The sequence below is a fragment of the Salinivibrio sp. VYel1 genome (assembly GCF_009377945.1).
Classification (GTDB): Bacteria; Pseudomonadota; Gammaproteobacteria; order Enterobacterales; family Vibrionaceae; genus Salinivibrio; species Salinivibrio siamensis.
This window is the reverse complement of sequence record NZ_RSAM01000012.1, coordinates 27,423-41,044: the sequence shown is the minus strand read 5'-3', so window position 1 is coordinate 41,044 and position 13,622 is coordinate 27,423. Positions and strand designations below refer to the sequence as shown.

The 13,622-nt window shown below is 50.3% G+C and carries 8 protein-coding genes; 5 read left to right on the top strand and 3 right to left on the bottom strand.

Going from position 1 to position 13,622, the window contains the following annotated elements; genetic code table 11:
* Positions 1-196: 196 nt before the first annotated feature.
* The 3 genes from EHW58_RS12080 to EHW58_RS12070 form a co-directional block, all read right to left on the bottom strand.
* Entirely contained in the window at positions 197-2,650 is a 2,454-nt protein-coding gene (locus tag EHW58_RS12080) for a M9 family metallopeptidase (protein WP_152796697.1), read from the bottom strand.
* A 121-nt stretch (positions 2,651-2,771) separates the two neighbouring features.
* The gene (locus EHW58_RS12075; protein WP_227486545.1) at positions 2,772-4,574 is read right to left on the bottom strand and encodes a Na/Pi cotransporter family protein; all 1,803 of its coding nucleotides are present in this window, start codon (positions 4,572-4,574) and stop codon (positions 2,772-2,774) included.
* 192 nt (positions 4,575-4,766) lie between these two features.
* Complete coding sequence (locus EHW58_RS12070) at positions 4,767-6,773, bottom strand: M4 family metallopeptidase (protein ID WP_152796695.1); 2,007 nt, start codon at positions 6,771-6,773, stop codon at positions 4,767-4,769.
* Between the two features lie 249 nt (positions 6,774-7,022).
* Here EHW58_RS12070 and EHW58_RS12065 point away from each other — a divergent pair, with 249 nt between their 5' ends.
* From EHW58_RS12065 to udp, 5 genes are all read left to right on the top strand, one after another.
* Entirely contained in the window at positions 7,023-7,817 is a 795-nt protein-coding gene (locus tag EHW58_RS12065) for a DUF2927 domain-containing protein (RefSeq protein WP_172970043.1), read from the top strand.
* A 138-nt stretch (positions 7,818-7,955) separates the two neighbouring features.
* Positions 7,956-8,372, top strand: a complete 417-nt coding sequence (locus tag EHW58_RS12060; protein ID WP_046073384.1) for a CBS domain-containing protein — start codon at positions 7,956-7,958, stop codon at positions 8,370-8,372.
* A gap of 473 nt (positions 8,373-8,845) precedes the next feature.
* Complete coding sequence (gene gltS / locus EHW58_RS12055; RefSeq protein ID WP_077577915.1) at positions 8,846-10,072, top strand: sodium/glutamate symporter; 1,227 nt, start codon at positions 8,846-8,848, stop codon at positions 10,070-10,072.
* 167 nt (positions 10,073-10,239) lie between these two features.
* Positions 10,240-12,555: a zinc/cadmium/mercury/lead-transporting ATPase gene (locus EHW58_RS12050; RefSeq protein WP_227486546.1), complete on the top strand. Its 2,316-nt coding sequence runs from the start codon at positions 10,240-10,242 to the stop codon at positions 12,553-12,555.
* Between the two features lie 222 nt (positions 12,556-12,777).
* On the top strand, positions 12,778-13,542 hold the full coding sequence (gene udp, locus EHW58_RS12045) for a uridine phosphorylase (protein WP_046073381.1): 765 nt from the start codon (positions 12,778-12,780) through the stop codon (positions 13,540-13,542).
* Positions 13,543-13,622: the final 80 nt, after the last annotated feature.

The following is a 13,622-nucleotide window of genomic DNA, read 5'->3' as shown; positions in this document are numbered from 1 at the left end:
GCATTATCTCAGTTTGTGGGAGCGTGAAAACAGAAATCATTCCTTAAGCGTTTTTCCTCTTTCTATTATTTTCCTTCTCCTATGGAAATCGAACAAAAAAGCGCCACTCGGCAGTGGCGCTTGGTAGCATTTTTTAGTGCTTAGTGCTTAGTGCTTAGTGCTTAGTGCTTAGTGCTTAGCGCTTAGCGCTTAGCGATCAGCGAAAGTAAACACGCACATCGGTTTGGCTTCGGCTTCCATCGCCCGTGAGCAGTAGGTGCAGACGTTGCTGATCACGTAAATCGACCTCGATATACTGGTTGCTGCCCGGCACGTCTGAAACGGCTTGATTTTGCGCTTGCGTTGGCCAGTAATCCTCGGCGGCGAATACGCTCAGATCGCCCGCTTCACCGTCCGCCATGACCCACACTTGCGCTTTGGTTGCGCCTTCAGGCACATCGGCATACAGGTAGCGACGTTGATAGACGCTGATGCTATTGGGACTCGCGGCGTTAAGTTGCATCGGGCGCAAGTCATCGGTGCCTGCTGGCGTTTCAGGCTGTGGTTCTGGCGTTGGCTCGGGTTGCACTTGGCCTTCCGCATTCACTTTGACGGTGACATCGGTAAAGTCACCACGCCCGGTGACACTTAAGGTATAGCGGCCTGGCTCTACATCGTTAAGGGTCACGGTTTCATTACTCGTCGGGTTCCACTCGGTGGCGTCAAAATCGTAATAGTGCGCTTGACGATCTTTCGCCACGTAGAGATCGGCATTGCCCTGTCCTTCAATGCTAAATGTCAGCGCGCTAGCAGGTTGGGTAAGGTCAATTTGATACAGGTGCTCACTGTAGGCTTGTCCACTAATGGTGACGGTTTGACCTAGAGACAGGGTTGTGATGTCTGGTTGTTCTGGTTCTGGTTCTGGTTCTGGCTCGGGATCAGGATTTGGATGAGGCGGCTCGCCGCTATCTGAACTATCCAGCGTGGTCAGCCATTGTGAAAATGCGGGACCATACTGTTCACCATAATCCTTTACCAAGTTCGACCATTTTTCAAAGTGTCCAGCTCGGCCGGCTGCGAGCAACGCATTGATAGCTTCTGGGTGCTTTTCAAACAAGAAGCGTACCGCCAAATAGCCCCAGCGATACACGCGGTTCACATCATGCTGGTAGGTGGTGGCAAAAATGTCACTGAGTGAATAGCCGCCTTCTTTGCCTAAGCGTATGGCGTCGGCATAGTTGTCGCCATGGGCCATATACTCCGCAAAGCCTTCAAGCCACCACACCGTATGACCGTGACGAAGCACGTCGTTGAAATCGCCGTACATATTAAAGCGGCCATCCAGATAGTGAACGTACTCGTGCTCAAGGTTCCAAATGGAAAGCGATTGACCATTATCATTCCGGTACGCGATAAAACGGGCTTGGTTATCTGGATCGGCAGGATTTCCTTCTAGGTATTGGCCGCCATTATCGGTCGAGTTACCAAACAAAAAGGCTGAATAGGTTTTGTAGTCCGATGGGTTATCAAACACCACGACTTCAACGCTGTCGTTCAGATCGTCGGCGACCGCTTGATAACCTGAGTTCACGGTTTGATGAAAGGCCACTTCTTTATCGTGCAGGCTTTCACATGCCTGCTGCGATTGCGCTTGTGTCATGCTTTGTGAACGAATAATGGCCGGGCCGTCACATTGATGGCGATAAGGCACCACTTTGGCTTCCAGTGTTGCTTTGGCATCAGACAAACCTAATTCCGTCACCTTGTCGGGAGCGTAAGCATCCACCATTTCTGCCATGCCCACCCAAACCGCGTCGTTTGTGCCGCCTAGCGGGAAACGCGGTAATAGATCACGATAATGGCTAATCACACGATCTCGCACGCTGGCTTGGGGGGCCATCAATAGCCGTCCCATTTCGCGGACGGTGTTTGATACCAATAACGCCCCATGGTCGCTATTGGATAGCTGAGGATGATTGACAATGAACTGATAAAGGCGGTCAATCAAGGAGAGATCGGCGGCGAGCACATCGTAAAAGGCTTGACGAGACTGGTGACCCGCCATGGCGCGGAAAAGGTTGTTGAGCGCATCGGCGTAACGGCGGTCGTCTAGGCGGTCTGGGTTGAGGTTTTCCAGCAGTTGAATTTGTAGGTCTAGAGTCTGCGGCAAGCGCTTGATGCTATCGGCCATCAGCGTTAAGCCATGCAAGGCATCAGTTTGGGCGCGACCTTTTGCCGTGGCGTAAGGCGAGCGTAAAAATGCATTGATGGTATCCGCGAGGCGATCGTCTAGCGCATCAGAAAAATCAGCGTTCGCTTTGTCACCGTAGAAGCGTACATAGTAGGCCGCGCGCACGTACTCGGCTAAATTAGCAATTTGGCGAGCTTGGCTGTCATCACCCTGATAATGGGTAATAGTCTGCGATAAACGCTGTGCCACTTTACTTACAAAGGCTTCTTGGTAGAGATTGTTATATCGAATAGACGCGGTGTCGTACCAGCTGGTAAAGCAACTGCGTTCAGCACTCATAATGGCTTGGAGCGGTGTGTTACTGGCCGCTAAATCGGCAATATCACATTGAGCATCAGCCCATGCACTGGTGCTACTAAAGGCGGCAAGCGCAATGAGTGCCGATAGAGTTTTGGGTCGGGAAGGAAATAGTGTATACATTTCAAGCTCCTAGATATGATTAGGCGGAGCCGTTATAACGATTTTCCCGACACTATTGGTTTAATGAGCCTAAAAATTAGGGCTTGGTTCCGTTTTCTTTTTAAAGTCTGCTAGTGACGTATCACTGCGGGTCTTTTTCTCGCAGGTGTAGTTTGGCGATCCGTTTCGTCACTGTATACACGCGCTTTAGCGACTCGGTCCACTCCATCTCGATACTAAAAAGTTGCAAGCGGTTGGCGTCATGCTCTACCAAGCGCTCGGCTTGATGGGCGAGCACTTTATCCAATAGCGCGTTAAGCGCACGTTTGGTATGCAGTACTTGTTTCGCGCGTTTATTATCACCACGTCGAATGGCATTCACGCTATCTAGCAGCGCATGTGTGACTTTTTCTTGAATATTATCAAGGATTTCACGAATATCATCACTGATATCGATCTCAGCATGCAGTGATTTATCCATGATGGGCACCAAGGTGTCTTCAATCAGATCAGCAATGCTCTCAAGCTGATCGGTCATGCTAATTAGGGTGATCTGTCGGTCACTCTGTGCTTGCGTGAGAGGCTCTTTACGCAATCGACCGAGATAAAAAAGCACATGTCCGTGCAAAATATCGACTTGATGCTCAAGCTCATCGATTTTCTCTAACGCATGAGTGGCCGCTTCTCGCTCTTGCTGGGAAGCTAATTTTGAAGTGAGAGGCGGGAGTGCATTCATCATATTGCAAACTCGGCGTCCGATGCGTCCAATCTCGAGCTGGGCTTGATCCATGGCAATATCGGGTGTCATCAGCAGTTCTTTGGAGAGATATTTCGGCGAAACAATAGGTTGTTCACTTGGTGCAGGCTTACGAGTTTTAGGGATGATCTTCTTTGCAAGCCAAACAAACCCGCCGACAAACGGCAACATGACCAATGTATTTAAGACGTTGAATAGGGTGTTGGCATTGGCAATTTGGCGAGGCAATTCCGCGCCTAAGCGCTCAATCCCCGTGAGGTCAGGATGACTTGGCGACAGTGCGACGCTCCAATCACTCAACACACTAATCAATGGAAGCCATACCAACACCCCGATAATGTTAAACAGAATATGTACGCTGGCCGTTTGTTTAGCCTCTCGCGATTTCCCAATCGCGGCGAGAAGAGCGGTCACACAGGTGCCGACGTTGGCACCCATTGCTAATGCGATCCCGCCCTCAAGGGAGATAAAGCCTTGCCCCGCGAGGACGATGACAATCCCGGTTGTGGCAGATGAGGACTGCACTAGCGCGGTAAACAGGGCCGCCAGTAGAATGGCAAAAAAAGGATTGTGCATTTTCGCCATGGTATCAATAAACGGCTGATAATCGCGCAGCGGTGACATTGCCTCACTCATCACGTTCATCCCCGTAAAGATCAATCCCAACCCGAATAGCATTTTACCGTATTGCTTGGTTTTATCGGCCTTGGCGGTAAATTGAATAAAAAAGCCGACGGCAACCATCAGATAGGCGGCTTGAGTGATTTTAAAGGCGACAATTTGGGCGGTAATGGTTGTCCCGATGTTGGCACCCATGATCACGCCTGTTGCTTGCGCGAGCGACATTAACCCCGCAGAAATAAACCCGATGAGCAGCACAGTCGTGACAGAGGAAGACTGAATGGTTGCGGTCACCCCGGCCCCTGTGAAGACACCGGCGACTCGGTTAGTGGTGAGTTTGGCTAACAAGGCTTTAAGTCGGCTTCCAGCGGCGTTTTTTAGTGCTTTGGACATTTTATCCATGCCGTATAAAAACAGCGCCAGGCCACCGAGCAGCCCCATTAACATTGTGAGGGTATGGAGCGAAGACGCGTCCGTGTTCGCTGCCCATGTGAGGGAGGGCAGCAAAAATAAGAGGGTGGCCAAAAAGCGCCACTGCCAAGTATGACTCAACGCGGTTAGTCGCATTTATCGCCTCTACGTTGCTAGATTATGACCAATAATCATTAACATAGATGCAATAAAACTGTAATGCGAGTGGCGCAGTGACGTTAGGTGAGGCATTGACGGGAAGAATCGCTAGGGGATCACACTCTTAGAGTAACGTGAGACGGTGTTAACTCAAATAAAGCGGCCGACAAAAGGTCGGCCGCAGAGCACTTAGCCTTGGCAGCTGCCTTGATACTGCCAAACCCATTGGTTGGTGAAAGGGTCTATGCCCCAGTTATCTTGCGTGGCCTGGAATAGATGCCCTTGATATTGAACGGAGACGCCTGCTGGATAATAGTTGTATCCACCCCAAGTCGGCATATTGGTACAGCGGTTGGTATCTACCCCGCGATCGTCAAGGCGTGCTAACACGTTGGTCGCATAATCACGCGCCCCCACGACAGTGACGTACAGATCCATGCCCTGAATTTGGCTAAAGCCACAGTACTCTTCGTTGCCCGCATTCGTTGAGGCGCAGTCGTTATCATTGACGGTTGCAGGGCGACCTACCGCGGCATATAAATCTACTTCGCCGTGACCACGATAGGTTTGCAGCCAAACAGTGCCGCGAGGCGCATTGTGTACCACGAACTGGTAACCAGTGCCCGCGGGCCCTTGGATTTGCACGGGCTGATCGAGTGTCAGTGGCAAGATTTCTGGATCAGGTTGTGGCTCTGGGTCTGGCGTAGGGTTGCCTCCCGTTCCTTGGCAACCTTGGGTTTGAATGCCCACTTCGGCAAAGGCTTGGCTTACTGCTCCGGCTGGGTAGTTAAGGTCTTTAGCGGCTTCGCAAACCCCATTCGCACCTTGTTGGAAACTGGAATTCGGACGCCAATAAAGCTGATTCGCTGTCGCAAATGCTTTAAAGGCCTTTTTGATATTCCATTGGTCGTTGGTGGCGAGATGGTAAAACGCTTTGTTGAAGATACCTGAGCTAAAGTGCACGTCGATGCCAGAGTAATAGCGGTCGACATGACCAATGGAGCGTCCATCTTGGCTTGGGTTGATGAAATAACGCATAGCTTCGCTATGTTTCATCACGTCTTCACCCATTTTCCAGTTAAACTCACCAAATACGTACTGTCCCAGAGCCGCTGCGGCGACATCCGAGAAAGACTCATTCATCCCACCGGACATGCCTCGGTACTCAAGCCCTGAGTTTTGCTCGGTAAAACCATGGCTCACTTCGTGAGCAATGACATCCCAAGTGGTTAGGGGATACATGCTGCGATTACCGTCGCCAAAGGTCATTTGCCTGCCATCCCAAAAAGCATTGCCATAACCTTGGCCGTAGTGGACGCGCATGGTGAGCTTTTGTCGAATCGGACGTATACCGAGCCAGTCTTGGTACATATCAAATACTTTCTGGCCAAAAAACTGCGCATCATTCATTGGCGCATAAGCACCGTTGACTTGACGGTAGGTGTTTTGTGGGCAATTAAACTGATGAACCTCTCCGCCCCATTCGCGGTTATTCATGTTTAATGTCACCACGTTGGGGCTATCCATTTGGCAGTAGCGGTTGACCTCAAAACTGCCTAGCTGGGTATTGGGACCGAAATTAAATCGGCCGCTCTTTTGGTTACCGCCGGGGCCACCCGCCTCTAGGTGCGCGATGCCCTCCCAGCTGTCAAGAATATCGCCAGACTTCGCATCAATAATTTTGATTGGACGCGATGGATGACCATCGTCGCTGGCGAGGTAGTCGACTTTATAGACCAGGCGGGCTGTTTGTTGTTTATCCAGCCAGACCAAAAGCTCTGTGTTCGCATCGGCTTGATGAAAATGCTGACTGCCTTGGTGAGTCTGGCCTTGTGCAATCGCGATAGCCTGCTGTTGATTAATCATGGGGAGTGTACCACCGATATCTTGTTCGATATCAGTGACAACGTCACCTTTAACGCTGGGCGCAAAGCCGCGTGCGGCGGTATTTTCAACCACCGAATAACCGTAAACGGGAACGCCATGATGTAGCTGCTGCTTGCGCACTAAGGCTTTGTTGCCCACTTGTAGGCGTGACTTTTCACGAAAGCTTAATGCTGGCGATGACGCCACCATCGTGCGAGGTTGATCATCATTTAATGCCGCGCTCAAATCTAAGCTTGAGGCGTCGACCACATTGGCAGCCTGAGCAGGTATCGCTAATGGAAGGGTTAAAGCGAGTAGCGTTTTACGCATAGTGTCCTCTTCATACTACAACGAGTTAAAAATCCTTGGTTACTATCCATCGTGTGCGTCTCAAGCGGGTTTTTGAGCAGTGATAATGAGGATTTGGTTCAAAAAGTGTCTAGAAAAGTGGAACTGATGTTCGATTTTTACGTTATGTGCACAAAATAAAAGACATCGCTAGCGTGTGTTAAAAAATGATTTAAGCGTTGTAATTTCGTGACTATGCTAGCTAGGGGATTCGATATCGGGAGTAATACTGTGAGTCACTCATATTGGCGGCTTTTTCAGCGGATGGTGTTATTAGCCTTGTGCCTAACCGTGACGCCTGTGATGGCAAACCAACAGGCTTGGCAGTCGCCTGATTATATTGTTGAGGCATTTTATCGTATCGCATTTCAGAGCGAGTATGTGCAAGGTGAACAAGGCGTCCGCAAGTGGGATGGCCCGATCCGCTATCATGTGGCGCATCCGATCAGTGCGAGCCAGTTACACGACGATCTGGTCACATATCATGTTGCACATCTGGAGACGCTAACCGGGATCGACTTTATCCCAACGCCGACTCCGCAGCGTGCCAATCTAACGATTATGTTCACCAATCATGAACGTTTTTTAGATGATGCGCGCAAGCAATTTGCCAATGCGGATGTCTCCCCGTTACAAGATGCCGTTTGTGCTGCCAATTTTAGAGTCAATAAGCATGGTGCGATTCGTTATGCAGCGGTCGTTATTCCCGTTGATTTGGCGCGATCCAAAGGGAAGCTAGTGGCCTGTGTGGTGGAAGAGTTGACCCAAGTGATGGGACTGCCGAATGACGATGACCGGGTTTTTCCATCGATTTTTAATGACCGCACGCCACAGCAGCTTTTGACTGGGCTAGATGGCTTATTGCTCAGGCTGTTATACCTCGACGAAATAGAAGCCGGGCAAGATTGGCAGACGGCACAGACCATCATTCAGCCAGTCGTTGAACAGTGGGCTCGTGATGGCACCATCGAGAATGCACACCGAAGTGTAAAAACCGGTGAGCTTTATCGTTTACTCGGCTGGTAGCCCACCGATAGAGCGAGCTATTTATCCATTGGTTTGCTCAATAACACAAATTGTTTAAAGTGATTTAGACATTTCGCCAACTTCGACAACACTTAAAGTACTGGACAACAGATTGTCATGACGATTAAGGGAGGCGACATGGAGTCGATCACCGTTAAAGATTATATGAATAAACGCCCGGTAACCTTTTCACCGGATATGCCGCTTTCCAGTGCACTGGAAAAACTGCTCCGCAGTCAGCAGACCGGTGGACCTGTGGTGGATGCTAACAAGCGTTTGGTTGGTTTTATTTCTGAGCAAGATATGTTGCAACAGCTATTGCGCGACAGCTATCACTGTCAAGATTCACACGCCGTGGCTGATTGCATGACCAGTAATGCCTTGGCGGTTGAATCTGAGGATAGCATTATCAAATTGGCTGAAATGATGGCGCCGACCAAACCTAAACTGTACCCCGTGGTCGACGAGGGCAAGTTGGTGGGTATTATCACCCGGCGGGATGTCTTAAGAGCCATCAGTATGCAAATGGGTGAATGTCTTACCCATCCTGTTTGAGGTTTGTTTATTGCGCACCTTACAAACGGGGTAAGGTGCGCTCATTCTCGTATTGATACCCGCGTCGCTTCTTTTACTCTCTCCCTACCTTACGACTATCTCGCCGCGCTTCATCGCTGCCTAAGTACAAAAACCGAACGAATTGTGGTTGTTTTTCATTCAGTCTTATGTGCTGGTAATTCAATTTTAATCCTGCCTATTTAAGTAGTTACTTGCCATATGACGATATATAGTTCGATTGTTGGTGCTTGTTTTACGTTTTTCTGCTATTGTGCCGCCCGTTGGTAGCGGGCAGTTATCGCGAGATTGAGGCGTAAAAAAGCCCAAGCGCGGCAGCAAAACGATAAGCAGGATGCTGGAGTATCGTGAAGTGTGGCTAACCCGTATTGACGTTAATGTGAACGTAAATGAGGTAAAACAAAGGTCAAATTAAACAATCAGGGAGGATGAGGTGAGAGAAACAAAGAGGTTATATGTATCAACTCAATTCAATTGGTGCGCTAGAATCATTCCTGATTGCCATCGGTGTCCTTTTTTTAGGCCATTTTGTTAATTCAAAAATTCCCGCATTGCGCAAGTTTAATATCCCAGAGCCGATTGTGGGCGGGTTAATCATTGCGTGTGTTATATCTGTATTACATTACAACGGTATCGATTTTAAGTTTAGTCTGCCACTAAAAGATACGTTTATGTTGATGTTTTTTGCTACCGTTGGTCTGGCAGCAAATTATAAACAATTGGTAAAAGGTGGTTTAAAGGTATTTTGGTTTCTTGCCATCGCATCTGTGTACATCATTATACAAAACGCCATTGGTGTCAGTTTTGCGTCGATGCTTGGCTTGGATCCTCTGATGGGACTGGTCGCTGGCTCTATTACCCTGTCCGGCGGGCATGGTACTGGCGCGGCTTGGGCACAGATATTAACCGATGAGTATGGTATTCAAAGTACCCTCGAAATTGCCATGGCGTCGGCAACACTCGGCCTTGTGATTGGCGGTATCATTGGTAGTCCAGTTGCTCAGCGTTTGATTAATAAACATCAGCTTGAGTCTGAATATGGGCGTGGCACCACAACACACGAAAAATATCCCGAGCTTGTGACTTACAATGAAAATGAAGAAGATAAAGTGACAGCGAAGAAAGTCATTGAAGTCTTATTTATTTTACTACTTTGTATTACGGGGGCTCGCCATTTATCTGAGTGGGTAAACGGGTTTAATATTGAATGGCTCATGGTGCCTGACTTTGTTTATGCTTTATTCTTGGGTGTGATTGTTACGAATACGCTAGAGGTCTTTAAACTTAGAAAGCTAGAGTCAGAAACCGTGGATATGGTAGGGACTGTCTCTCTATCTTTATTTTTAGCGATGGCGCTGATGACGCTCAAGCTGTGGAACATTCTCGACTTAGCGGTACCATTTTTAATTATTTTGGCGATTCAATCGGTGGTTATCGGTTTATTCAGTTATTACGTCACGTTCAAGCTGATGGGGAGCAATTATACAGGGGCCGTTATTGCTGGCGGGCATTGTGGTTTTGGCCTTGGCGCCACCCCGACCGCGGTAATGAATATGGGCTCAATTGTGAATCGCTTCGGCCCCGCGCCCCAAGCCTTTATGGTGGTGCCGATTGTGGGGGCTTTCTTTATCGATATTGTTAACCTCCTAATATTACAGGGCTATATTTTTATTATCCAATAGGCGCATTGCGCTCAGCCATCATGGCTGGGCGCATCTTTTTCCTGCTGTTGTGCGGCGTTTGGCAAAACAAATGAGAGTTGTTTCGATAAGCGCTTGACTCTGGAGTGGGCTCCAACCCTTATACTGACCACAAGATAATGACACAACGACCAAAGAAGGAGTCGATTATGTGTAAGCATTGTGGACATCACCACTGTCATCAGCCACATCACCAAACGGTTTCTCAGTCTGCGCAGGCGGTAACGAATAGCTGCCAAGCGTCGAGCTGCTGTGCAAGTCACCAAGACGGAGAGGGTAGTGCGGGCGATGACGATCCCGACAGGCCTCACACCTCGTGTAACGATACCTGCGAGAATGCATCTTCGGCGTCATCCCCGTCATGGTCCTCTGTAACCCATGAGTGGGGGGTGACCGGTATGGATTGTCCAAGCTGTGCTGGCAAACTTGAAAAGGCGATTCATGCCACGCCGGGTGTAGAGAGCGCACAAGTGCTGTTTGCGACTGAAAAGCTACGCGTCGCTTTGACTCACGAAGCGCCAACAACCGATACTCGCTCTGCGATTCAGCAAGCCGCGAAAAAAGCCGGTTTTCCGCTGGTTCCCTTGAATCAAACCGCCACTACGCCTTCTGGCTGGCTGAAATGGCGTGATGACGCTCTGCTGTTTGGCCTAATGGGCATTATGTTGGTGGCTTGGGGACTAGATTACTGGTCCGCTTCTTTATCCGATTGGTTGTTTACTGCTGCGACTGTAGTTGGACTGGCACCCATTGTGCTTAAAGCGGCTCGGCTTGCCCGCCAAGGATCGCCATTTTCGATAGAAACCTTAATGAGCATTGCAGCCATTGGGGCCCTGTATCTGGGAGAAACCACGGAAGCGGCCATGGTACTTGTGCTGTTTCTTATTGGCGAGCGGCTAGAGGGATATGCCTCTACACGTGCCCGTGATGGTATCCAGTCACTCATGGCGTTAGTGCCAGAAACCGTGACGCGGATTGATCGTCATGGTTCGCGTGAGACAGTCGCGGCCAGTGATCTAGAGCCGGGTGATCGGATTGAAATCAGTGCCGGTGAGCGGCTCCCCGCGGATGGGCAACTGATGGAAGGTGCCGCCAGTTTCGACCAAAGTGCGCTGACAGGTGAACCTATTCCCGTCGATATCGACGCGGGTGATACCGTGATGGCGGGCAGCTTGGCAACTGATAAAACCGTACAGCTGACCGTGACATCCGCACAGGGCGAAAATGCCATTGACCGTATTTTGCGTCTCATCGAGCAGGCCGAGTCGAAAAAAGCGCCGATTGAGCGATTTATCGACAAATTCAGTCGTTGGTACACGCCGGCAATGATTGGGCTCGCCGCGCTGGTTGTGGTGATTCCACCCCTGTTCTTTGCCGCCAGCTGGCAAGAATGGTTATACCGAGGGTTAGCGCTATTGTTGATCGCGTGCCCATGTGCGCTCGTGATTTCGACACCTGCGGCGATTACTTCGGGGCTTGCCACCGCGGCACGCCGTGGTGCTTTGATCAAAGGTGGAGCAGCGTTAGAGACACTCGCCAGTATCAATGCCGTCTCATTGGATAAGACAGGTACCTTGACCGAAGGTAAACCCATGGTGACCGATGTGCGCGCATGGCACGGTGATAAGAGCGCTCTGCTTCAAGCGGCGACGGCGATAGAGCGTGGCAGCCACCACCCCTTGGCGAAATCCTTGGTGTTGTATAGCGCCGAGCGTGGTCTATCGGTACCGGATGCCTCGCATATTCAAGCGAATGCTGGTCGCGGCGTGCAAGGCATGGTCGAAGGACAGTTAGTCAGGTTGGTTGCATTGGATAAAGTGGCAGAGTCGACGTTAAACCACGCACAATATCAAGAGGCCCAATCGGTGGCCGAGCGCGGGGTGACGGTTGCGGTTGTGCTCATTGACGAGCAACCACAAGGGATGATCGGCTGGCGAGATACACTGCGACATGATGCGCGAGAATCCATCGAGCAATTGCGCGCTATGGGTATCCAGCCTGTGATGTTGACCGGCGATAACCCGACCTCAGCCGCTGAAATTGCCCGCGAACTGGATATTGATTACCGCGCGGGGCTACTGCCGGAGAACAAGGTTGAGGCGGTAGAAGCGCTGGCGGAGCAATATCGTATCGCCATGGTTGGCGATGGCATTAATGACGCACCGGCCATGAAAGCGTCTCACGTGGGTGTTGCAATGGGAAGTGGTACCGATGTGGCGCTAGAAACGGCTGAGGCGGCATTGAGTCATAACCGGCTGGTCGAGTTACCAAGAGTACTGCAACTGGCGCGAGCGACCCAAGCGAATGTACGGCAAAACATTACGATCGCATTAGGGCTTAAAGGGGTGTTTTTGGTGACGAGTGTACTCGGTATCACAGGACTTTGGGTCGCGGTGCTGGCTGATAGCGGGGCCACGGCGTTAGTCACGCTGAATGCGCTACGCTTACTTCGTGACCCGCGCTAAAAACCAGGGCAAAGGCTGTCTGCTTTTGCCTTTATAAAGTGATAACGATCTCTAAATTCTGAAATCTGTAATATTCAATATGGTAATAGGTCGATGGTGGTCACACAAAAGGCGTAAAATTTGGGTATCCTAACCACATAACCAATAACGCGTTGATGCCTGCTCACGTAGGCATCACATTGATTCTAATGCGGATGATACCATCCAGCGAGGAGACGAATGATGTCTGATACCCCTGTATTTCACCTTGGCGTAACAAAAGCGGATCTTCAAGGCGCAACCACGGCGATTATTCCTGGCGACCCTGCGCGCGTAGAAAAAATTGCTAACTTGATGGAAAAACCCACGTTTCTCGCCTCACAGCGTGAGTATACCTTGTACCTCGGTTGGCTTGATGGCAAACCTGTGGTGGTTTGCTCAACGGGTATCGGTGGCCCATCGACCTCTATTGCGGTTGAGGAGTTGGCACAACTTGGCGTTGGTACCTTCTTGCGTGTGGGCACGACGGGGGCAATTCAGCCTGACATTAATGTCGGTGACATGATTGTGACCACCGGCTCTGTACGCCTTGACGGTGCAAGTACGCACTTTGCACCAATGGAGTTCCCTGCGGTGGCCGATTTTGACGTCGCCACGGCCATGAAAGCCGCCGTTGATGAAGATGGTGCGACGGTTCACACTGGCGTGACGGCATCCAGTGATACCTTCTATCCAGGTCAAGAGCGTTACGATACCTTTAGCGGCCGTGTTGTGCGTCGTTTCCAAGGTTCAATGCAAGAATGGCAGGACATGGGTGTGCTGAACTTTGAGATGGAATCAGCCACATTGCTGACCATGTGTGCGAGCTCCGGCCTGCGAGCGGGTTGTGTGGCGGGCGTGATTATCAACCGCACACAAAAAGAGACCCCAGATCATGCAACCTTGAAAGAGACGGAAGCGCGCTCGATTAAAGTCGTGGTAGAGGCTGCACGTAAGCTTCTGTCATAAGCGAGACTTCGTTATCCTACCCAAACGCGGTGCCCTCGGGCACCGCGTTTTTTTATTGCCGACCGTTTAGCGAACCTGTC

What these genes read in the sequence shown, in the direction of transcription:
- EHW58_RS12080 (WP_152796697.1), bottom strand. Translation starts at nt 2,650, where the DNA reads ATGTATACACTATTTCCTTCCCGACCCAAAACTCTATCGGCACTCATT.
- EHW58_RS12075 (WP_227486545.1), bottom strand. Translation starts at nt 4,574, where the DNA reads ATGCGACTAACCGCGTTGAGTCATACTTGGCAGTGGCGCTTTTTGGCC.
- EHW58_RS12070 (WP_152796695.1), bottom strand. Translation starts at nt 6,773, where the DNA reads ATGCGTAAAACGCTACTCGCTTTAACCCTTCCATTAGCGATACCTGCT.
- EHW58_RS12060 (WP_046073384.1), top strand. Translation starts at nt 7,956, where the DNA reads ATGGAGTCGATCACCGTTAAAGATTATATGAATAAACGCCCGGTAACC.
- gltS (WP_077577915.1), top strand. Translation starts at nt 8,846, where the DNA reads ATGTATCAACTCAATTCAATTGGTGCGCTAGAATCATTCCTGATTGCC.
- EHW58_RS12050 (WP_227486546.1), top strand. Translation starts at nt 10,240, where the DNA reads ATGTGTAAGCATTGTGGACATCACCACTGTCATCAGCCACATCACCAA.
- udp (WP_046073381.1), top strand. Translation starts at nt 12,778, where the DNA reads ATGTCTGATACCCCTGTATTTCACCTTGGCGTAACAAAAGCGGATCTT.